This window comes from Stieleria marina (assembly GCA_007741555.1).
Classification (GTDB): domain Bacteria; phylum Planctomycetota; class Planctomycetia; order Pirellulales; family Pirellulaceae; genus K23-9.
In genome coordinates, this window is sequence record CP036526.1 from 1,031,113 (window position 1) to 1,052,936 (window position 21,824).

16 protein-coding genes and 1 riboswitch are annotated in these 21,824 nt (G+C 54.9%); of the genes, 12 read left to right on the forward strand and 4 right to left on the reverse strand.

Going from position 1 to position 21,824, the window contains the following annotated elements; all coding sequences use genetic code 11:
- The first annotated feature begins 45 nt into the window (after positions 1–45).
- From K239x_RS03705 to K239x_RS03730, 6 genes are all read left to right on the forward strand, one after another.
- Entirely contained in the window at positions 46–1,287 is a 1,242-nt protein-coding gene (locus K239x_RS03705) for a sensor histidine kinase (protein WP_145416312.1), read from the forward strand.
- A 273-nt stretch (positions 1,288–1,560) separates the two neighbouring features.
- Positions 1,561–3,036 (forward strand): Asp-tRNA(Asn)/Glu-tRNA(Gln) amidotransferase subunit GatA, encoded by a 1,476-nt coding sequence (gene gatA, locus K239x_RS03710; protein WP_145416313.1) that lies wholly within the window; start codon positions 1,561–1,563, stop codon positions 3,034–3,036.
- Positions 3,037–3,132: 96 nt separating this feature from the next.
- The gene (gene gatB, locus K239x_RS03715) at positions 3,133–4,614 is read left to right on the forward strand and encodes an Asp-tRNA(Asn)/Glu-tRNA(Gln) amidotransferase subunit GatB (protein ID WP_145416314.1); all 1,482 of its coding nucleotides are present in this window, start codon (positions 3,133–3,135) and stop codon (positions 4,612–4,614) included.
- A 116-nt stretch (positions 4,615–4,730) separates the two neighbouring features.
- On the forward strand, positions 4,731–6,167 hold the full coding sequence (locus K239x_RS03720; protein ID WP_145416315.1) for a hypothetical protein: 1,437 nt from the start codon (positions 4,731–4,733) through the stop codon (positions 6,165–6,167).
- A 112-nt stretch (positions 6,168–6,279) separates the two neighbouring features.
- On the forward strand, positions 6,280–6,774 hold the full coding sequence (locus tag K239x_RS03725) for a hypothetical protein (RefSeq protein WP_145416316.1): 495 nt from the start codon (positions 6,280–6,282) through the stop codon (positions 6,772–6,774).
- Positions 6,771–7,586 (forward strand): hypothetical protein, encoded by an 816-nt coding sequence (locus K239x_RS03730; RefSeq protein ID WP_145416317.1) that lies wholly within the window; start codon positions 6,771–6,773, stop codon positions 7,584–7,586. The genes K239x_RS03725 and K239x_RS03730 overlap by 4 nt, the downstream gene beginning before the upstream one ends.
- A gap of 94 nt (positions 7,587–7,680) precedes the next feature.
- Here the strand turns inward: K239x_RS03730 and hisB are convergent, their stop codons facing one another.
- The 3 genes from hisB to hisD form a co-directional block, all read right to left on the reverse strand.
- A complete protein-coding gene (gene hisB / locus K239x_RS03735; RefSeq protein WP_145416318.1) occupies positions 7,681–8,268 on the reverse strand; it encodes an imidazoleglycerol-phosphate dehydratase HisB in 588 nt (195 codons plus the stop codon).
- Between the two features lie 124 nt (positions 8,269–8,392).
- Positions 8,393–9,436, reverse strand: a complete 1,044-nt coding sequence (gene hisC, locus K239x_RS03740) for a histidinol-phosphate transaminase (protein WP_145416319.1) — start codon at positions 9,434–9,436, stop codon at positions 8,393–8,395.
- Positions 9,437–9,670: 234 nt separating this feature from the next.
- Positions 9,671–11,023, reverse strand: coding sequence for a histidinol dehydrogenase (hisD, locus tag K239x_RS03745; protein ID WP_145416320.1), 1,353 nt, complete (start codon positions 11,021–11,023; stop codon positions 9,671–9,673).
- Positions 11,024–11,180: 157 nt separating this feature from the next.
- On the opposite strand from hisD, the gene K239x_RS03750 reads away from it, so the two are divergent.
- The 5 genes from K239x_RS03750 to K239x_RS03770 all read left to right on the forward strand — a co-directional run bounded on the left by K239x_RS03750 (position 11,181) and on the right by K239x_RS03770 (position 18,776).
- Positions 11,181–12,215, forward strand: a complete 1,035-nt coding sequence (locus K239x_RS03750; protein ID WP_145416321.1) for a threonine aldolase family protein — start codon at positions 11,181–11,183, stop codon at positions 12,213–12,215.
- A 62-nt stretch (positions 12,216–12,277) separates the two neighbouring features.
- Positions 12,278–13,930, forward strand: a complete 1,653-nt coding sequence (locus tag K239x_RS03755; protein WP_145416322.1) for a glycosyltransferase family protein — start codon at positions 12,278–12,280, stop codon at positions 13,928–13,930.
- Positions 13,931–13,992: 62 nt separating this feature from the next.
- On the forward strand, positions 13,993–15,351 hold the full coding sequence (locus K239x_RS03760) for a c-type cytochrome (RefSeq protein WP_419189638.1): 1,359 nt from the start codon (positions 13,993–13,995) through the stop codon (positions 15,349–15,351).
- Positions 15,352–15,501: 150 nt separating this feature from the next.
- A riboswitch (TPP riboswitch) is annotated at positions 15,502–15,612 on the forward strand.
- A gap of 67 nt (positions 15,613–15,679) precedes the next feature.
- Complete coding sequence (thiC, locus tag K239x_RS03765; RefSeq protein ID WP_419189639.1) at positions 15,680–17,782, forward strand: phosphomethylpyrimidine synthase ThiC; 2,103 nt, start codon at positions 15,680–15,682, stop codon at positions 17,780–17,782.
- Positions 17,783–18,035: 253 nt separating this feature from the next.
- Entirely contained in the window at positions 18,036–18,776 is a 741-nt protein-coding gene (locus K239x_RS03770) for an ion transporter (protein WP_145416323.1), read from the forward strand.
- A 157-nt stretch (positions 18,777–18,933) separates the two neighbouring features.
- On the opposite strand, the gene K239x_RS03775 is transcribed toward K239x_RS03770, so the two are convergent.
- Positions 18,934–20,241, reverse strand: a complete 1,308-nt coding sequence (locus K239x_RS03775) for an MFS transporter (protein WP_145416324.1) — start codon at positions 20,239–20,241, stop codon at positions 18,934–18,936.
- 448 nt (positions 20,242–20,689) lie between these two features.
- On the opposite strand from K239x_RS03775, the gene K239x_RS03780 reads away from it, so the two are divergent.
- Positions 20,690–21,703, forward strand: coding sequence for an acyl-CoA desaturase (locus tag K239x_RS03780; RefSeq protein ID WP_419189640.1), 1,014 nt, complete (start codon positions 20,690–20,692; stop codon positions 21,701–21,703).
- Positions 21,704–21,824 lie beyond the last annotated feature (121 nt).

Genomic DNA, 21,824 nt, shown 5'->3' on the forward strand with positions numbered 1-21,824 from the left:
AGTTTGTCATTTTCGACGACGCAGGATTGTAGGAGATCCAATTCAATGGGGTTTCTGCCTTGCTTACGACGCGGCAGTGACCGTTGGTGGTTGCCGCTATCGTCAGTCGCAACGGAAACGCTTGGGCAAATCGTTTTGTCCGCCAGTCAACAAATCAACGAAGTCGATTCGCAGTACCGATCTTTGAATCGGCAAGTCGCGTCGGCTTTGCAAATCGATCCGCCGCTGATGATTTTCGCTGCGCTCAGCTGGCCAGGCGAAGAAGCCAGTTTGTCGGATTTAGCGGATTGGCTGATCGCCAATGTCACGGGGGCTCTCGCCAGCGGTGACGCATTCATGGGCGCCCCGCAAATCGTTGCAGACCAGCAGCGCCGATGGAACAAACTGCGCGATCATTATCGCACGCTTGCGACGGCCAACTGGATCGACGATGCCGAATTGTGGTTAGAAGTCACCGGGCCGCGAGTTTCCAACACTTGGAAACAACAATGGCCGACGATCGCAATCGACGAAGAGCAGCTTTTGGACGACGCTACCCCGCCGTCGGGAAGCAAAATGCTGCAGCAGCTTGCACGAAAAATGCAGCGTCAGCAAAGCCTGGAGCGTAGCTTCGATATTCGACTTCATAAAAGCAAGCTCGGTGCGCTCAAGCAACTCGCTTATGGGCTGTCGCACGAAATCAATAATCCGCTGGCCAATATCTCCACTCGAGCCCAGCAACTGCAGCGAAACGAAGACGATCCAACGCGTCACGCTGTTTTACAACGAATCGTCGATCAAGTTTATCGGGCTCACGAAATGATCGCGGACCTGATGTTCTACGCAAATCCGCCGCGTCCTGAAGTCGCCGAGTCTGATCTGAACGGGATTATCGAATCGGTCACCGAGGGATTCAGCGAAGAAGCCCAGCGGCAGGCAATTCGTTTGGAAGTGGAAACGTACAACGATGGTTCGGCGAATTTCAGCGTCGATGCCGTAATGATTGGCGAGGCTATTCGAGCTTTGATCCGCAATGCGATTGACGCGATCGGCTGTGAAGGAACGATTGTTGTGTCGTTAGTGCGTCAAGACGAACGCTGGCTGATCCACATCGCCGATAGCGGGCCCGGTCTAAGCCGTTTGGCCCGGGACCACGCGTTTGATCCGTATTTCAGTGGTCGCGAAGCGGGCCGTGGGCTGGGGCTGGGGCTGTGCCGAGCCTACCGGATCGCCAAGTTGCACAGCGGCGAAGTCACTTTGGCAGGCGGACCGACGGGCTGCGTCGCGACAATCATGTTGCGTGTCTAGAAAATCTAAGTGATGAGCTGAGTCGCGGGCGCTAGCCACGGGCCTTTTGCGGTATCCCAAACAAGTCTGGGCTATTACTACTGGCTTCCAACTTTGCTTAGCAGCCAATTTTTCCGGTCGCTCAAGCGGATTGGCATCATCGCTAAATGCCCGTGGCTAGCGCCAGCGGCTCACTTTGGAGTCAGCGGAGCAACTATCTACACCTAGTCGTTCTGCACCGAATCGTCGATAATCTCCCTTCGCCACGATTTATCCTGATTCCTAACCGGTGCCATGTTCGATTCCGCCAGCGAAATCCTGTCTTTGCAATCCAGCGGTGAAGCAACCGCGGTCGAAATTGCCGAAAAAACACTCGCTGCCATCGAAGTTTCTCAGGGCAAACACAACTCGTTTACCCACGTCGCTCGTGAATCCGCACTTGCCGCCGCCGCCGCGGTCGACGCCAAACGTGGTTCGGGTGAGAAACTTGGCCCGCTCGCAGGCGTTCCGGTTGCTGTGAAGGACGTCCTGTGTACGCGTGACATGCCGACGACATGTTCGTCCAACATGCTGCGAAACTTTGAGCCGCCCTACGACGCGACCGTCGTTCAAAAATTGCGTGACGCCGACGCCGTCATCGTTGGCAAAACCAACATGGACGAATTCGCGATGGGGGCGAGTACCGAAACAAGCGCTTTCGGCGTTACACGAAACCCGTGGGACACGGATCGAACACCCGGTGGCAGCAGCGGCGGCGCGGCAGCCTGCGTCGCGGCGGGCAGCGTGCCACTTAGCTTGGGCACCGATACGGGAGGTTCGATCCGACAGCCCGCAGCATTCTGTGGTGTGACAGGGCTGAAACCAACCTATGGTCGCGTCAGCCGATTCGGATTGGTTGCCTTTGCCAGCAGCTTGGATCAAATCGGTCCGATTGCGTGGTCGGCGGCAGACTGTGCTTTGATGTTGGAAACCATCGCGGGGTTTGAACCTCGTGATTCAACGTCACTCGAAACGCCCGTCGCAAGCTACACCGAAGCTCTCGCATCGACAGACCTTCGCGGCTTAAAAATTGGAGTCCTTCGCAATTCGATCGACACCGATGGTTTGGACGATTCGATTCGGGCTGCCGTTAATGCATCAACGGACGCTTTCAAAGAGTTGGGCGCGGAAATTGTCGAAGTTGATCTGCCGCATAGCAACTACTGGGTGCCGACTTATTACGTGATCGCACCGAGCGAAGCGAGCAGCAATCTGTCGCGTTACGATGGCGCGCACTACGGGCACCGAGCGTCCGACATTGATCGAAACACGAAGGACGGCCCGCTGGTCGAAATGTACTGCCGCAGCCGATCCGAAGGTTTCGGGGCAGAGGTGAAACGTCGCATCATGGTCGGCACTTATGCTTTGAGCGAAGGCTATGCGGACGAATACTACAACAAAGCGCTCAAGGTTCGCCGGCTGATCAAAGGCGACTATGACGCCGCGTTCACACAGTGTGATTTGTTGCTCGGGCCCGTCACGCCCACTTCGGCGTTCAAGCTGGGTGACAAAATCGACGACCCGATCCAAATGTATCTCTGCGATTTGTTTACCGTTGGTGCGAACTTGGCGGGCGTTCCCGCGATCTCGGTACCCGCAGGCTTTGACGCTGGCGGACTGCCCATCGGATTGCAACTGCAAGCACCTGTGCTGCAAGAGTCTCGGTTGCTTTTCGCAGCCAATGCATTTCAATCGATCACTGACCATCACAAACACCGCCCCAGTTGTTAAGTGTCCAGTCTGGCCGAACACTCCGTGGTCGGTCTCTGTATTCCGATCGCGGAGCGTTCGGCCACGATTCACTCAGACCAATACCGACTCCCAATCATGACCGTCACCGCTCCCAACACCGTCACGACGATCATCGGTCTTGAAGTTCATGTGCAACTCAAGACTGAAACCAAATTGTTTTGCGGTTGTAAAACACAGTTCGGCGCTCCACCCAATACCCAGGTCTGCCCTGTGTGTCTTGGCTTGCCCGGTGCCCTTCCGGTGATGAACGACCGAGCCATTGAATTGGCTGTCAAAGCTGGTTTGGCGATCAACTGCGACATTCCGCCGATGTCCAAGTGGGATCGCAAGCAGTATTTCTATCCCGATTTGCCCAAGGGTTACCAAATCAGCCAATTCGATTTGCCGATTTGCGGCGAAGGTTATCTGGATATTCCCGATGATGAAAACGACGGCGACACGGTTCGCATCGGCATCACGCGAGCGCACTTGGAAGAGGACGCTGGCAAGAGCATGCACGACGAAGCGTCCGGCACGGGCGATACGCGCATTGACCTGAATCGTTGTGGCACGCCGCTGTTGGAAATCGTCAGCGAACCGGACATGCGTAGTTCGGCCCAGGCCCAGGCCTATTTGACTCAGTTAAAAGCGTTGATGATTCACATGGGCATCTCGGATTGCGAAATGCAAGAAGGCAGCCTGCGCGTTGACGCCAACGTGAACTTGCACATCAACGTGGGCGAGAAAAAGATCGCCACGCCGATTGTCGAAGTCAAAAACATGAACAGTTTTCGTGCCGTCGAAGCTGCCATCGAACATGAGGTCGTTCGGCAGTACGACGTCTGGCAAGAAACGGGGAAGACGATCAAAGAAGAGCCCAAGACAACTCGCGGTTGGGACGACACAAAAGAAATCACGTTCCAGCAACGCGAAAAAGAAGAGTCGGCTGACTATCGGTATTTCCCCGATCCGGATTTGTTGCCCGTTCGGATTCTGCGTGAACAAGTCGAAGCGATTCGCAGCACACTTGGCGAAACACCCGATCAAACACGCGATCGCTTGCCCGGTCAGTACGGCATCAAGCCGTATGACGCCGATGTAATCGTCAAGTCGGGCAGCCAAATGGTGGTGTATTTCGAGCGAGTCGCCGAGTTGTCCGGCGACGGAAAACGAGCCAGTTCGTGGGTGCAGCAAGACGTCATGCGGACGATGAAAGATCGCCAAATCGATGTGAGCGATTTTCCCGTTGATGCCGACAAGTTGGGCGATTTGCTGAAGCGAATCGCTGCTGGCGACATCGACAATAGCCGTGCGAAAGACGTTTTCAATCACTTGGTCGACAACGATCAATCGGTTGACGAAGCGATTCAGTCGCTCGGTATCGAATCGGTCGACAGCAGTGAAATCGACGCGTTGGTTCAAGAGCTTTTGGACGCCAATCCCAAGATCGTCGAAGACGTTTTGTCGGGCAACGAAAAAGCCGTGGGAGCCTTGATCGGCCAAGCCAAGAAAAAGAACCCCAACGCCAACCCACAGGTCATCCGCGAAACGGCATTGCGGATTATTAAATCAAAGTAGCCAGCACGACTTTGTGGTGTAGCACGGGTTCGCGCATTGATGTTCTAGTAGTGCGCTCGACCATTTAGGGTGGGATACAGTAGGAACGCTTTCGTTCACCTCGAGGCCTTGGAATCATGATTCAACGGTTTGCCTCCCGCATTTTACGTCAGGCGCGAAGGTCCTGCTTGATCTTCGTTGCCTTGGTACCGTTTGTAGGTTGCCTCAGTCGGCTATATGGACAGGGGTTCTCTTATGACGGTGTTTTTGAATTAACACTTCTTGATCCCGAAGGTGAGCCGGTCGAAGGAGTTTCGGTTCGACTCAAAACACTTCGATTTGAAGAAATCCGTTCATTGCGCATTGGGCTATTCGAACAGGCGAAGGTTAGTGATGCCGATGGATTTGTTCGATTGACATATCCAACGACCTATGAGACGCGACTTGGTCTCGGGACTACGTCTGAAATAGGTTTCGTGTTTGAGCATCCTGAGTTTGTTACTCAGCAAATTAGTTTTGATCCGACGACGGACGCGACGAAACACACTTTGGATCGAGGATGCCGGTTGTCGTTTTCGGCGGTCGATGCAGAACGCGAACCCATTGGCAATTTTTCAGTATATATGTCAGGCCCGGCTGCACTGGTGACTTGGTTTGCGGAAAAAGGAACTTCGGCCAAGTTCTCCACGGCAATTCCCGATGGAAGTTGGCAAGCGATATTGGTCTCTCCTCGCAACGACGGGCGGCATCTCTTTAGCCAAGTCATGCCCGTTCGCTTAGCGGAGGATCAAGTTGTCAGTATTCGGAAAGTGCCGATGACAGGAGGGATGCGATTGACGGGGCGACTTTCCGAGAATGTTCCGCGACCGATTCGGAACGGAACGGTCAGTGTGGCGTGCATTCCGAAATCCTCTCAACAACGCGGTGGCAACGAAGCCGCGCCGCTCGGTTGGAATGAATGGACGGTCGTAAACGATGATGGGACTTTTGAGTTCGCTTCGCTTCCAGTCATGGAAACCATGCAGATCATTGCGAGATGTGACGGTTGGTTGATCGATGACGAACAAGGTGACAGGTTGTTTTTTCGAGGGAAATATGTCTCTGCAAGTGAGCGAACTAATCAAGGCAATTTAGCGTTGACGCTTCCTATGGTGCCTTCTGGTAATCTAAGAGTTGTCGTCAAAGACGAAAACGGCCAGCCAGTGCGTTACGCTAAGGTCTATGCTCGACCAATGCAGAAGCTTCTTTCTGGAGAATTGACCTATGTCGGTAGTGGTGCCCGAACGGTCGATAAAATTTGGAAAGATCTAGATCAAGATTTTGATCCAGAGTTGTTTCGTTGGCCAAATTTGAGAGGATTTCAATGTGCAACGAACTCCGATGGAGTCGCGGTCGTAAGCGGGATCCCTCTTGATCGAAGCTTTCGCTTAACAGCAACGCTTGAAGGTCATTCGATCGTCAACGCCGAGACTCCAGGGTTGCCTCAGATCTTGATGCGAGTCGAGTCAGTCAAACGGGCGGAAGTGGAACTCCTCGCAAAGCCGAATGCCGCCAGTGAAACGCCGCCGAAGTAGCCGTTAAATTGCGAGTGACTTGGCCTGGCTTTTTGGAAGGCTGATTGATGTTCACCCGCGAGAGACGACCTGACATACTGGCGATTCGACCCCGATGAATCTTGGAGCCAGAATGTCAGTAAACGGTGCCCCACCGAAGCGACCACGCGACCTGTCTTACCGCGTTGTTTGCGGCATGATCATTGCGGTGGTCGTTTGGATGCTGCTAATGCCGTTCGTGCCATCGGTCGCGATGTCGACGATGCGACGCTTTCATTTGGCCAGCGACTCGTTTGTGCTGTGGTGCGTGCAGCAACCGGTGCCGTCGATGTACAACTTTGCCAACCAATTCCACGCTCGCAAGACGCCGCTGGGATTCCCGGAGACGATCCTGTCATTGGATGACCAAGAAGTGGGCGATGATTGGCGGTACATCAATCACTTTCCAACCCGTCGACTGACGTTTGCCGATGGTCGCTACGATCTGCTTCGCTACAGCAAGAATCAGTGGTTGGAATTCAAAACGACCTATCGCGGGCAAGAATTGAATTCACTGATTCACGCCAAGCCGGTGGGCCCCGGCGAGTACGAAGTCATTCGCAAAGAAATCGCGGAGGATTCGCCGTGATCGATCCTTTGGTTTCACGCGGTCGCATGGTGGCAGTTCACTGTGTGGTGCAGTTGGGTATTTTGCTGACGTTGACTTGGAAGTGGACGTATTTCAAATGGTCTGACAACCTGCACGAGAAAATCACGCTGGCCGATCCGTTTTTTCCGGACTGGCTGGAATCTGCCGATGTCGTTCGCTATGCGTATTTAATTTCTTTGGCAGTGATTGTTGTCAATATCGTCAGTTGGGAAAAATATCTGACGCGGTTGTGCAACTACGTCACGCTTGCCTGTTTGTCGGTCTTGTTGATTCATCAGGCCAGCTACAACGACGCGACGTTTACGACTGCTTGGTGGGCCTGTGTCTGGTCCGTTTGGTATGGGCATCACATGGATGACCCGGATCGCATTGCAACACTTGATCGCGGCGCGTTCTTGAGCCGCGCGATGATGTCGATGGTGTTGCTGGGCGGAGCCGTCGGAAAATGGACGCCGGAATATTGGAACGGCGATGTGCTTTACGATATCTATTTTCGCGACCGCAATTTTTGGATGTTCAACTATTTGCGAAACACCTTCGAACCGGATCAGCTTCGCGTGATCGCGACATGGTACAGTCGCAAAGTGGTGGCGATCGAGACGATTTGTGGATTCGGACTGTGGCTGTTGCCATCCAGGCTTGCAGCGCTGATCGGATTGCTGGTGTTCACGTCGATCGCGATTTTTTCCAACATCTATTTGTTCTCGGTGATGTTCGCACTGATGGGCATTGCCGCGGTGGGTTTGTTTGTCGTCAAACGCCCAACGCACCAGCTAGATTTAGAAGCGTAGTCCTGCGACGCCGTTCGCAGGGCCAAGGTTCCAGTTCCATCGTAGCGACCGGAGGTCGCATATTCCTGCAAGTTGCGTCGCGGGGTCACGCGATTTACAGCACGCCTTTGGTGCTGGGCACCGCGTCGCTGCGTGGATCGCTTTCGGCTGCCATGCGAATCGCTCGAGCTGTCGCTTTGAAAACACATTCTGAAATGTGGTGAGCATTTCGACCATGGTGCAGCACGACGTGGAGATTGCACTTGGCGTTGGCAGCGAACGATTGCCAAAAGTGTTCGACCAGTTCGCTGTCGAACGTGCCGATCTTGGCTGCTGCGATTGGAGCGTGATATTCAAAGGCGTAGCGTCCACCCATGTCGACGGCCGATGTCACCAAGCACTCATCCATTGGTAGCGTGAAGTGACCGTAGCGGCGAATGCCTGCGCGGTCGCCGAGAGCTTGGTCGATTGCTTGGCCAAGTGCGATGCCGATGTCTTCGGCAGTGTGGTGGTCGTCCACGTGCAAGTCGCCGACGGCTTTGACGTCCAAGTCGATCAAGGCATGCTTGGCCAGCAAGTCCATCATGTGGTCCAAGAACCCGATGCCAGATTCACGTTTGCCGCTGCCATCGCCATCCAAGTTGATGGATAGCTTGATGTCGGTTTCGCCGGTCTTGCGGTTGATGGTTGCTGTTCGAGTCATGGATTTTTCCGTAGTCCCGCGACGCCGCTCGCAGGGCAAAGGCGACTTGAGGGGCGCCGAATCGAATGTCGGGGGAAATGGCGAAGCCATAGTTGGCCCGCGAACGGCATCGCGGGACTGCTAGCTACAGGGCACGCTCGATCATCATCAAGCAGGCGTCAATTTGATCGTCGGTGCCAACGGAAATTCTCAATCCGTCACCCCACGTCGGGAAGTCCATATATCGAACCAGAATCTGATTTGACTTCAGGAATTCGTAAATCGCCTTGTGATCCGCAGTTGGGTGTTGGCACCAGACAAAATTGGCATGCGACGGTGTGACGTCGAATCCGATCTCGGCCAGTTTAGTTGCCATGCGATCACGCGTTGCATTCATCTTGATGCAAATTTCGGCCAACCATTCGCTACAACCCATCGCGGCGGTGGCAGCGGCAATCGCTAATGCGTCGCAGTTGTAGCTGTCCTTGATCTTGGACAGTTCGGAAATCACCTGTGGCTGAGCGACCAAGAATCCAAAACGCATGCCCGCCAGGCCGTAGGATTTGCTCAGCGTCCGTGTGACCATGATGCGATCATTTTTTTGCACCAGATCCAAACAGTTGGTGTCCGCAAAATCGGCATAAGCTTCATCAACGACCAGCGGACAGGAAAGCGATTCGGCGATCTTTGCAACTTCAGCGGGTGAGACGATCGTCCCACTGGGGCTGTTGGGGTTGGGGAGAAAGACCAGTCGCACGTCGTCGTCGGCTTCGCCAAATGCGGCTGGCAATTTCCAGCCGTCCTGGAATGGTACTTGCTCCCAAGCGGCACCCTGAATGTCGGCCAGCGTGCGATAAAGGATGTAGCTGGGGTAGGGCAGTCGCAATCGCTGGCCTTCGCCCACGAATCCACGCACCAGAATCGTCAAGATGTCGTCGCTGCCGTTGCCTGCCAAAATCCATTCGGGACCGGGCAGGCCCAAAGCATTCGCCGCCGCGATTCGAAACGAATTCGCCATCGGATCGGGATAGCGATTCAGCGGTCCCTTGGCGGCGCTGCAAATTGCATCGATGACGGCTGGCGGCGGCGGATAGGGATTCTCGTTGGTGTTCAGTTTGACGCACTTACCCGGCGCCGGTTGTTCGCCGGGCGTGTAAGGAAGCATCTTTGCAAGGACAGGGCGAAACATTGTGAAAGTCGACTCGGGACGCAGCCAAAGGGAAAGGTTGTCAGCAGTACAAGTAAAGCGTAAATAAGACTGTCTTGGGAGGGAGCTAATTCAAGACCAGTAATCAATGGGGCACTATTCATCTTCGCCACCTCTCCCGCTGCGCAGTGGAGGTGGCAAGTGTTCGTGAACCGTGATCGGCGCTCAATCTTATAATCGCATGAACTCTGTGCTGTGAAAGAGGCGTGTGTGTCGTTACGACCGCCGAATCGAAACGCTTCTTGCGTGGGCGGTCAGGCCTTCTTTTTCGGCTAGCCGCTCGACATCGGGTGCGATTTGTTCCAGCGCAGATTCGTTGAACTCGGTCAGGCTGCCGCTGCGCAGGAAACTGTTGCAGCATAAACCGGCTGCCCAAGTGCAGGTGCCGCCGGTGGGTAGGACGTGGCTGGGGCCGGCAGCGTAATCGCCCAGTGCGACGGGGGTGTGGTGACCCAGGAAGGCCGCGCCGCTGTTGCGGATTTTGGCGATCTGATCGCGAGGGTTGGCGGTTTCGATTTGTAAGTGCTCGGGTGCGAATTGGTCGGTCAGTTCGCATGCGGTGGTTTCGTCGGCGACCAAGATCAACGCTCCGAAAGCTTCTAGCGAATCGACGGTCAGCTCGCTGCGTTCCAGAAGAGCAACTTGCCGGACCAGTTCGTCGTAGACCGCGTCGATGAGTTTTTCATCCCACGTGATCAAGATCGATGAGCCAGGTGAGTGCTCGGCTTGGGCCAGAAGGTCTGACGCGATGAAATCGGCTCGTGCGGTTTCGTCGGCGATCACGATCACTTCGCTGGGGCCAGCAAACGAATCGATGTCGACGGTTCCGAAAACTTCCTTTTTTGCCAATGCGACAAACAAATTGCCGGGGCCGACAATCTTGTCGACTGCGGGTACCACGTCGCAACCATAGGCGAGCGCGGCGACCGCTTGGGCGCCACCCATTCGGTAGACTTCCGTCACACCCAGTTCGTGACAGGTCGCCAGCATGTCAGTGTTGTAGGCGCCAAACGGCGTGGGTGGTGCGACGACGGCGATTTCTTTTACGCCAGCAACTTGAGCGGGAACAACGGTCATCAAAACGGTTGATGGATAAGCCGCCGCGCCACCAGGGACGCAGACGCCGACGCGACGCAGTGGCAAGTATCGTTGTGTGAGCGATACGCCGGGTTGGGGCGTGATCGTGACGTCACTGTGCAGGATCGCTGACTGGAATTCGGTGATGTTGTCTCGGATGCGGCCGATGGATTCGATCAGCTTGGGGTCGGCAGCTGCGTGGGCGGCGGCTAAGTCTGCCTCTGGCACACGCAAGTCCGCCGGCGACAGGTCGGCTTTGTCGAGGGCCTTTAAGTAGCGGAGCAGGGCAGGAGTGCCTTCACGGCGGACGTCGTCGCAGATTGTCTGGACGACTTCGACGGGCGTAAGCGGTTTACCGAACACTTCTTCGGTCAGCGCACGACCGCGCGGGCTGACCACGTCGCCTTGGGGGCTGAGTTTTGCGCGTAATTCGTTCAGGATTTCCGTGTTGCCATTGCGGGCATCGACACGTTGGATGTTCAGTTTGGTCATGGTGGCTTTCCAGTAGCACGAACTCTTGCCCGTTGCTGCGCTGTGCTTCGGTAACGGACCCAAGTCAGTTCTACATCGCGACGTCGTCATCATAAACAACTACACTGCGGTTTGTTTACCCGCGACCCTTTCGAACAATTCACTCCAACGATTCAAAATGCCCAGCGAAATCGATCTTCGCAGTGACACGGTTACCCAGCCAACCGACCCGATGCGACAAGCCATGGCCAGTGCGCACGTCGGTGACGCGGTCATTGATGTGGACCCCACCCTGGACCGCTTGGAAAAACGGTCTGCAGAGATTCTTGGCAAAGCAGCCGCGATTTTTGTCCCCAGCGGTTCGATGGCCAATCAGATCGCCGTTCGTGTGCATTGTGGGATGGGAAACGGTTTCATCTGCGAAGGAAACAGTCACGTTTATCACTACGAGCAGGGGGCGTTTGCGGCTCTGTCTGGCTTGATTGCTCAGACCGTCTTTGGCGACGGTGGTGTGCTGACGGTGGATGATTTGCGAAGCCAGATCCACCCCGAAGATGACCATAGTGTGCGAACGAAATTGCTGTGTATCGAAAATACGCACAATCGCTGGGGCGGCCGAATTCAGCCGCAGAAAGAAGTGGTTGCGGCCTGCGATTGGGCGCACGGGCAAGGGGTGCAATGCCACTTGGACGGAGCACGGCTTTGGAATGCGTCCGTTGCCAGCGGTGCCACTGAAAAGGAATTATGCGATCCGTTTGACAGCGTCGGGGTGTGTTTTAGCAAAGGGCTGGGCGCGCCGGTTGGATCGGTCTTAGCTGGCAGCGAATCGTTCATCAGCGAAGCGCGTCGTTGCCGCAAGCTTTTCGGCGGTGCGATGCGTCAGGCGGGCATCATCGCGGCGGGGGCACTCTACGCACTGGAAAACCATCGCGAGCGGTTGGCGGATGATCACACGCACGCAAAGCAATTGGGCGATGCGATCGAAGCTTGCGGTTCTCTTTCGTTGCGAGACGGCCGGATCGATACGAACATGATCGTGTTCGACGTGGACGCTGGGTTTTGCACGGCTGCTGATTTTCAAGCGAAGCTGGAATCGCAAGGCGTTCGTTGTTTTGCGATCGGTGATCAGGCAGTGCGGTTAGTGACGCACTTGGATGTCAACACGCAGCAGATCGAAACGGCGTGCGGCATGATTCAGGCAGTCGCCAAGTAGTCCGGCGACGCCGTTCGCAGGGCCAAAAAGACGTCAGTCGTTTTGCTATTTTCTGATCCTCGATGACCAAGAGTCATCGGTGCCCTGCGAACGGCGTCGCAGGACTACATTCATTGGACGACGAAGTGCGCAACTTTATCAATCACAACTGGCCCACGCTCGTCTGGGCGACCGTTGTGTTTGTTGTGGCGGTTTTGATTCGGCTGCCATCGTGTTACGAAAGTTTTTGGGTCGACGAATTGCACACGGCCTGGGCGATTTGGGGCGACATGGCGCAAGTCGCCGAGCGGGCGGAAGTCGGCAACCAAACGCCGCTGTATTTTCAGGCAATGTGGATTTGGCGCTGGCTGGTCGGTGATTCGGAAGTGGCGTTGCGGATGAGCAGCGTGCTGGCCGTGGCCGCGGCATCGGCGCTGTTGGTCGTTGGGGTCAGGCAATCGACGGGCCGCGTTTCGGCGGGCGTGGTGTCAGGAGCAGTGTTGGCCGTTGATTCCAATTCGCTGTTTTTCGGTACCGAGTTTCGACCTTATGCGTTCATCATGCTGTCGTCGGTGATTGCGACATGGGCAGCGGTGGGTTTGATTCAGGGGAAAACCAAAGTTCGCGGCGGCAATCTGCGGCTGATTTTGGTGGCCGCCATTTCGCTGGCGGTGCTCATTCATCCCACATCGATCGTGACGTTGGGACTATTGCCGATTGCTGTGTTGATCTTCGTGTTAATTGATCGCGGTTTGAGTTTGAAATTGCAAGTCTCCGATTTGGTCTCGATGATTTTGATCGCGGCAGTGGGATTCTCTTTGGCCAAGTCGTCGCTGGGGCATTCATGGGAGATTCGCGATCAGTGGGCAGCTTTCGGAAGAGCAACGTCACCGAATCAGCTCTGGACGATCTGGCCTTGGTGGATCCTGGCGATCACGCCCGGCGTCATTGCGTTGCTTTCGCTAAGGAATCGATCGTTCCGTGAAGTTCTGATTGCGAAACTACCCATGCTGGTGGCCGTAGTTGCAACGACCGTTTTTTTCGCTGCGTCGTATTTCGATTGGGTACCACTATGGCATCGTCGCTACTTCGTCGCCGTGCTGCCCCTGTTTGCGTGGTCGATCGGAGCTTGTTTTGCATTGCCGATGGCCAAGGGAATTTGTCGCGTCAGCGAAACTGTGGTTGTCGTAGCAGGAGCGTTCTTGATTGCCACGATGCTGTGGAATCAGGGCACGATCCAGCAGTGGCAGAAGGGGCAAACGCAGTTGATTGTCAGGGGAGAGGATTGGCGTAGCGCCGTCAATTGGCTGCGATCGGAAATGGCTGAGGATGAGAACTCGCAGGCGTATGTGGATGCGGCGTTGATCGAATCGGCAGAACCACGTCGTCATGTTGAGCTGGTTGGACCCTGGGCAGACTATTTCATGTTTCCGGTTCTGGGACCCTATTCACTTGAGAATTGCCAGACGCTAACGATCGACGCCAACATGCCGAAGCTGGATACGCGTACGTTGATTTACCCTGGAATGCGTTCATTTAAAAATCAATCGGCGAATTGGCTGATTTCCCGATCCAGTCGATCAAGAATCGATCGTTGGTTGGAGAGCCATTTGCTGCGTGCTATCGAACGCCGATCATTTGGACCTGTGCATGTCATTCGATATGAGTATCTATTGCCGAACGAACTCGGTCCGAAGTTGAAAGAAATGGGGTTTAGCCCACCCGCCGCCGAGTAAGTTATGGGTGAGACTTGGCGACGGTTCTAATATGTAATGGCTGCTTCGCTACCCGATGAAGGATGACTGGTTTGCCTACCCGCTCCGTTTTCACTGTTCTAGTTTTGTTTGCAATCAATGTTTGCATTGCTGATGACGCTGCGCAGCGTGGGTACCGGCGTCTTACGGAAACGGCGTTTCTGCCTGCGGATTTTAATCAGGATACATTTGATGAAATCTGGACTAGTTGGCCCGAACCGTTGCGGAGTGAGGCGGAAAAGGCTTCGCCCGAGCGGCGGCGGGAGATGGCGTTTGAACGTTATGGTTTGACGACGCGGCCCGACGACGATTCAGGAAAGCCGCTGCAGTATGTCGTCGGCAAGGATGGCGGCTGGACGATGAACTGTTTTTCTTGTCACGGCGGCAACGTCTACGGCAAACCCACGCCTGGCGCTCCTAATAATCGGTTTGCTTTGCAAACGTTGACCGAAGAGATACGGGCAACGAAATTTCGCATGGGCAAACCGTTTTCGCGAATGGATGTCGGTGCGATGGTCATTCCGTTGGGAACGACGCATGGGACCACGAACGCGGTGGTCTTTGGGATGGGGTTGATGCACAGTCGTGACGAGCAATTGAATTTGGTCAATCGTTCGCCGGTTATGTTCACGCATCACGACATGGACGCGCCGCCTTGGTGGCACTTCAGCAAGCGGCCGTACATTTACATCGATGGGTTTGCCCAAAAAGGCCATCGTGGGTTAATGCAGTTCATGTTGGTTCCTGAGAACGGTCCGGAGTTTTTTGAAAAGCACGAAGATGATTTTCGCGATGTCTATGCGTATTTGTCTTCGTTGAGACCGCCAAGGTATGCGGGGGCCGTCGATGCAAAATTGGCGGAGCAGGGCAGGGGGCTTTTTAATCAGACGTGTTCCGACTGCCACGGTACCTATGGCAAAGACGGGATATATCCGAACCGACGCATCCCGATTGATGAGATCGCGACGGACCCGGTGCGGTTGACTGCCCTGTCGGTGTCGGGCCGCGAGCTCTATTCGAACAGTTGGTTTGCCAATGCGGGGCAGGTGGACGAGCAGGAAACGGTGGTTGATCCCGATGGTTACGTTGCCCCGCCGCTGGATGGTGTGTGGGCAAGTGCGCCGTATTTTCATAACGGCAGCGTGCCGACGCTGTGGGGTGTTTTGAATCCAGCGGAACGACCGACGGTGTGGCGACGCGTGGTTGAGGCAATGGATGCTGAGAAGTTCGGCTTGACGGTTGAGTCGGTCCCGAAAGCTCCGCTGACCGAACCAGACAAAGCTGTACGACGAACCTATTTTGATACGCGGCGATTTGGCAAAAGCAATGCCGGGCACGATTTTCCCGATCAACTGAGTGACGGGGACAAACGAGCCGTTCTGGAGTATTTGAAGACGTTGTGATCGGAGCAATGTCCCACTGAAGCTCTGTTCGTTTTGAAGATGGATGGTTGTATTGTCGTGGATTGCTCCGCAATCCTACGTGATTGAGGCGTTGGATCGGCGGAGCGATCCACGACTATCCTTGACCAAAAAACGCTTGCCGTCATACTCTTTTGACCGCAGGGGTGTCCGTTTGGACTGAGAATTTTGGTGCAATCTCCAAAATAACCCTTCGAACCTGATACGGGTCATACCGACGAAGGGAGCGAGGAGGCTACGTTTCTTTTTCTTGCGATAGCCATTCTCTCTTGCTGAGTTTGTTTTTCCTGGTCGCTAACTTTTAGGAAAAATGATGAACGCACCCAATCAATCCGCGCCTTCTTTGGACGAGCTGCAGAACGCAAAGCAACGGGGCGACTACACCGGGCAGTTTACGGACGACGTTGATAACTCGGAAGAAATTCAAGCGATCGAAAACGACCCGACTCAGTTCCCGAACTCAACGCGTGTCTACATCGCGGGCGAGATTCACGCGGACGTTAAAGTTCCGCTACGAGAGATCCGGCTGTCAGACACTGAGCATTCCAATGGCAAGATCGAAAAGAACGATCCCATCCGAGTCTACGACTGCTCTGGCCCGTGGGGCGATCCTGATTTTGAAGGCGATGTGACGCAAGGGCTACCGGCGCTGCGACGCGAGTGGATTTTGGATCGCGGCGACGTCGAAGAATACACGGGCCGCGACGTCACGCCTGAAGACAACGGATACCTGTCTGAAGAGCATGCTGAAAAATACAACTCGCTGAAGAATTCCAAGAACCGGCTGAAAGAATATCCTGGGCTGAAGCGGAATCCGTTGCGTGCCAAAGGAAGCCAGGATGATGCGGCAGAATCGCATCCCGTCACGCAAAAGTGGTACGCCGATCAGGGCATCATCACACCTGAAATGGAATACATCGCGATCCGAGAAAACCTTGGACGCAAGGAGCAGTTCAAGGCAATCGCCGATCAGTATCCCAACCTCAATGACTTGCCACCGGAAGCATCCGATCGTATTCGGCAGCTGTGCACCACGCCCGACGGCTACGAAATGCCTCGCCCGTCCGAGATCGATCCGAATCAACAGGTTCCTCGGAACCGAATGGAGCACCAGCATCCGGGGCAAACATTTGGCGCGATGACTCCGGCGTTTATCACTGCCGAGTTCGTGCGATCGGAAGTCGCCCGAGGCCGTGCGATCATTCCGCTGAACATCAATCATCCCGAATGTGAACCGATGATCATTGGGCGGAACTTCCTGGTGAAGATCAACGCCAATATTGGAAACTCGGCGGTTACTTCCACCATCGATGAAGAAGTGGAAAAGATGCGTTGGTCAACCAAGTGGGGCGCCGACACAGTGATGGATCTTTCCACTGGCAAGAACATCCACGCGACTAGGGAATGGATCATTCGCAATAGTCCGGTCCCAATCGGAACCGTTCCGATTTATCAGGCGCTTGAGAAAACCGGCGGCAGTATCGAAGCACTGACTTGGGAGTTGTTCCGCGATACGCTGATCGAGCAAGCCGAACAGGGCGTCGATTACTTCACGATTCACGCCGGAGTTCTGCGAGCGTTCGTTCCCCACACGGCCAAGCGGATGACCGGTATCGTTTCGCGAGGCGGTTCGATTATGGCGAAGTGGAGCATTCACCACGAGAAAGAAAACTTCCTGTACGAGCATTGGGATGAGATCTGCGACATCTGCGCGGCGTACGATGTCAGTTTCTCGATCGGTGACGGTCTTCGTCCCGGCTCGATTGCGGACGCCAATGATTACGCTCAGTTGGCTGAACTAGAAGTTCAAGGCGAACTGACCAAGCGAGCTTGGGCCAAGGGCTGCCAGGTCATGAACGAGGGGCCCGGGCATGTGCCGATGCACCTGATTCAGGAGAACATGCAAAAGCAAATCGAATGGTGTCATGAAGCACCCTTCTACACGCTTGGCCCGCTAACGACAGACATCGCTCCAGGCTACGACCACTTCACATCGGGAATCGGCGCCGCGCAAATCGGATGGTACGGCTGTGCGATGCTTTGTTACGTGACGCCCAAGGAACACTTGGGCTTGCCCAATCGCGATGATGTTCGGGAAGGTGTGATCACTTACAAGATCGCGGCTCACGCGGCTGACCTTGCCAAAGGACATCCGGCGGCTCAGATTCGTGACAACGCGCTGTCGAAAGCTCGGTTTGAGTTTCGTTGGCGTGATCAGTTTGCACTCGGTCTGGATCCCGCGAGGGCGATTGAGTACCACGATGAAACGTTGCCAGCCGAAGGTGCCAAGACGGCTCACTTCTGTTCGATGTGTGGTCCGACGTTCTGCAGCATGAAAATCTCCGAGGACATTCGCAAGCTGGCAGGCGAAGGCGAGAATTTGGTTGAATTGGAAGCCATCAAGGCCAAGTAAACTCTGCTGCAAGTGCGAATCGAAATACTGCTGGATAAAGATGACTGAAGGCGTCCGGCAGTTGGGGAAAAGAAGAATCTGGTCGGATTGCCAATAGCGGAAGGTTAAGAGTTCTTTGCTGTAGTCCTGCGACGCCGTTCGCCGGGCACGTAAGGGCGATGCTGCAAACCCTACTAAGGCCCTGCGAGCGGCGTCGCAGGACTACGGACGACAGCCAGTGATCCTGAACCGAATCCTACTTAGCGAGCGCTTGATGTTGGCCGTCGTGGCGGTCAACTCGCTGCTGATCTACGCTATGTACTTTCCGTCGCTGCGTGGGGTAAAGTGGCTTGAATACGCCGACATGGCATTCATCTTGGTGTTTGTGCTCGAGGCGATCTATAAGATCTCGACATACAGTTTGGCGGGGTACTTTCGCAGCGGCTGGAATCGATTTGATTTCGGCATTGTGTTGCTGAGCATGCCGACTTTGTTGGTGCCATTTACCGATGTGCCTGATACGGCAGTATTCATTATCTTGCGGCTGTTTCGGCTGGTGCGGATCGCACGTGTGCTTCGTTTCGTGCCCAATATGCACCACATTCTTGCGGGCTTGGGGCGTGCGCTGAAAGCGTCGGTGTTTGTGTTCTTTGCTCTCGGATTCTTGCTGTTTGTTTTCTCCGTCATGACGTGCCATTTCTATCACGACGTCGTGCCCGAACACTTCGGCGATCCGCTGATCAGTCTTTACAGCGTCTTTCAGCTATTCACGGTCGAAGGCTGGTACGAGATACCGAATCTGGTTGCCGAACGCACCGACAAGCCATGGGTGATCGGTGTGACACGATTTTATTTTGGGATGATCGTGTTACTCGGCGGCGTGCTGGGCATGAGCCTTGCCAATGCCGTGTTCGTCGATGAGATGACGATGGACAACACCGATGAGCTGGAGGAGAAGGTGGACCGGCTGGGCGAGCAGATCGCGGAGATTAAGGAGATGCTCCGCGACCGCTGACTTTGAGTGTGGGAGGCATTGGCCAAGAAAAGTCGCAAACGAACAAGAAGCAACAGTTGATTGCCTGTTTCTCTCGTTTGTCTTCGTCCTCGGTTTTTCTTTTACTCTTTGTGGCTACCAAGCTGATCAGCGTTGGGGCCATCGGCTTTGAATGGGGTTACTGATTGACGGTCGAGTCGTCCGGGATTCCTTTGCCGATCAATAATCCGGTGCCGCGGAGTCGCCAAAAGAAATAGGCGGAACCGGCTAGCATTAAGATCGAGCAGATGAGAAAGATCCGCTGCGGAGTCTCGCCGAAGGCAGGCCGGATGACCGAGTAGATGATCGCTGCAATGGTAAGAAACGTGAACGAACAAGCGTTTGCGGTCCCGAGGAACCGTCCGCGTTCATCGTCGGGCGACATTTTTTGCAGCAAGGATTGCAGGGGCACGATGTAAAAACCAGCCGAAAAACCAGCGCCGAATATGAACAACGCGATCGAGCTGAGGCCAACGCGAACCATCGGTGCCATGTCGGGCAGCGAAGGCGGAACCAGGGCCAGGAGCGCGAAGAAGACGATCAATCCCAGAGCGCCGATCGGGATCAAGCGTGTTTCGATGCGATGTCCGGAAATCAGTCCTGCGACAGCGCATCCGATGCCAATGGCGATTCCCATGACGCCCAGCAACACGCTGGCTTCGGCGCGACTGACGTTTAGCACCACGGTGTACTCCGGGACGATGAACAGCGCGATTCCGGCCAGCAAGTAGAAATAGCCCCATGCCATCATCACCATCAAGAGTCGCGTTTTGGACATTTCACGGACCGCATCGATATAAGTGCTAAGCGGGTTCCAGTCCCATTTCAAGTCGCGGTCACCAGGTTCCAGGTCGGTCATCAGCATGGCGGCGACGAGCCCGTGCAGCGCGACGACGACCAGGATAAACCCGGGCAGCCAGACCAGTGGCGTGCCGACTCCTTGCGGGCTGTAGGCGTCGCTAACGAATCCAGCTGCAAGCGTGCCGATGATCACAGCGACGTTGGTCATCATATTGATTGTGCCGTTGGCGCGGCTCAGATCGGAGTCTTCGACCAGTTCGGGGATCATGCCGTACTTTGCTGGCCCAAAGAAGGCACTTTGGCAGGTCAGCATGATTAACGATGCCAGGGTGATCCAAAGATTGCCGGACCAGAATCCAATCAACGCGACGATGGCGATCGGGACTTCGGCGATTTTGACGCCCAAAAGGACGCTGCGTTTGGAATAGCGATCGGCGACTTGGCCGGCGTATCCCGACAGCAGAATAAACGGGATCGTAAAGAAAATGCCCACGATTCCTTGGCCGCCTTTGCCAAGTTCGCCGGCCCAGGCACCGTCGATCACCATAAAGGTCAGCACGCCTTTGATGATGTTGTCATTCATTGCCCCAAAGAACTGCGATGCCAGGAGGCTGAGGAATCCGCGTTTAAGAAGGTTGCTTTGCACGATTCAGGCGATTTCAAGGGACGAGTTTCGACGAGAGAATGCGTGCGGATCTTAGCAGAGAGCTCGCCGCGGCAGTGAGGCGAGCCGAACCAAGCTGGCGCGGCTTTCTGGACAGAGCCTGGTTACGGGGCGTTGAATGCGGCGAAAATGCCCAAAGTACCTAATGCGAAAAACTGGGAGGCGGTATGTGTCGATGACGCGCGCTGACCAGCATCGCGATGACAAGTTATCGATTTTCACTATCGGGTGGGTGGTTTAACACTGCTCAGAAATGCGCGGGCGGGTTACAGTCATGCCAGCGAACAAACAGGAAATGGGTGTTCCGGGTTGGCCGTGCGAATCCAGTGAGAGGCGCACATGAGTTTTCTGGCCCGCGGAAATGTCTCCTTCACGGATGTCTCGCAAAGGGGATTTTTTTGATCGTTTATTCCAACGAAGCCAGAACTCTATGTCCACGATGATTCCGGACGAAACCGCTATCGATTCCGATCTACCTACCGCGGCGGAGTCGGAATCGACAATTGAGGTCGTCGCCGATAAACACACCGTGCCCATGGAATATCCCGTCGGTGTCAGCATGAAAGAAGTCCGCAAGGATTACTTGGTCATGTTTGTGACGATGCATGTGTTGGCAGTCATGGTTTTTTTGCCGTACTTCTTTAGTTGGACTGGCGTGGCGCTGTTTGTGTTGGGAGTGATTGTGTTTGGTCAGCTGGCCGTGCCAATCGCCTTTCACCGCTTGCTGGCTCACAAAAGCTTCAAAACACCCAAGTGGTTCGAGCGTTTCTTGGTGACGTTGGCGATGTGCAGCGCTCAGGAAACTCCCGCGCAGTGGGTGGCTTGGCATCGTAAGCACCACGTTCACAGTGACGAACGCGAGGATCCACATTCGCCGCGTGTCAGTTTCTTTTGGTCGCACATGGACTGGATGCTGCACGACAACAAAAGTGCGGTCGGTACCTTTGCGATGTACGAAAAGTACGCCAAAGACATCCTGCAAGATCCGTACTACATGTGGATCGAAAAGCTACCGATCGCTTCAGGTTTCTTGTACTTTTGCCACGCGATTTCTTATGCGTTGTTGGGTGCGATCGCATCGGTTTGCTACTTGGGTTTTACGCTTGAAGCATTGCAGTTTGCGGGCAGCATCTTTGTTTGGGGTTTGGTTGCCAGGACCGTTTGGGTTTGGCACATCACGTGGGCAGTCAATTCGTTGTCGCATGTGTACGGCTACCGCAACTACGAAACGACTGATGACAGTCGCAACAACTGGTTTGTGACGTTGCTGACGGCTGGCGAAGGCTGGCACAACAACCACCATGCGGACCCGTCGAGTGCCTCGAATCAACACCGCTGGTGGGAGATCGATCTAAATTACTACGTGATTCGATTGTTTGGCGTGCTAGGTTTGGCCAAAGACATTATTCCGCCGCGGCACGTGCGTCAGGCTGGCAGGAAGTAGTCCTGTAACAATTAACCTGCGCTTTTTGTTAGCCGCTGGCGCTAGCCACGGGCCTCGCTCAGTCACGCAGGAAAGGGCCCGTGGCTAGCGCAGCGGCTCACTAAATACGAAGTGTCGCTAT

Coding starts and splice junctions, on each gene's coding strand:
- K239x_RS03705 (WP_145416312.1), top strand. CDS start 46: ATGGGGTTTCTGCCTTGCTTACGACGCGGCAGTGACCGTTGGTGGTTG.
- gatA (WP_145416313.1), top strand. CDS start 1,561: ATGTTCGATTCCGCCAGCGAAATCCTGTCTTTGCAATCCAGCGGTGAA.
- gatB (WP_145416314.1), top strand. CDS start 3,133: ATGACCGTCACCGCTCCCAACACCGTCACGACGATCATCGGTCTTGAA.
- K239x_RS03720 (WP_145416315.1), top strand. CDS start 4,731: ATGATTCAACGGTTTGCCTCCCGCATTTTACGTCAGGCGCGAAGGTCC.
- K239x_RS03725 (WP_145416316.1), top strand. CDS start 6,280: ATGTCAGTAAACGGTGCCCCACCGAAGCGACCACGCGACCTGTCTTAC.
- hisB (WP_145416318.1), bottom strand. CDS start 8,268: ATGACTCGAACAGCAACCATCAACCGCAAGACCGGCGAAACCGACATC.
- hisC (WP_145416319.1), bottom strand. CDS start 9,436: ATGTTTCGCCCTGTCCTTGCAAAGATGCTTCCTTACACGCCCGGCGAA.
- hisD (WP_145416320.1), bottom strand. CDS start 11,023: ATGACCAAACTGAACATCCAACGTGTCGATGCCCGCAATGGCAACACG.
- K239x_RS03750 (WP_145416321.1), top strand. CDS start 11,181: ATGCCCAGCGAAATCGATCTTCGCAGTGACACGGTTACCCAGCCAACC.
- K239x_RS03755 (WP_145416322.1), top strand. CDS start 12,278: ATGACCAAGAGTCATCGGTGCCCTGCGAACGGCGTCGCAGGACTACAT.
- K239x_RS03760 (WP_419189638.1), top strand. CDS start 13,993: ATGACTGGTTTGCCTACCCGCTCCGTTTTCACTGTTCTAGTTTTGTTT.
- thiC (WP_419189639.1), top strand. CDS start 15,680: ATGATGAACGCACCCAATCAATCCGCGCCTTCTTTGGACGAGCTGCAG.
- K239x_RS03770 (WP_145416323.1), top strand. CDS start 18,036: ATGTTGGCCGTCGTGGCGGTCAACTCGCTGCTGATCTACGCTATGTAC.
- K239x_RS03780 (WP_419189640.1), top strand. CDS start 20,690: ATGTCCACGATGATTCCGGACGAAACCGCTATCGATTCCGATCTACCT.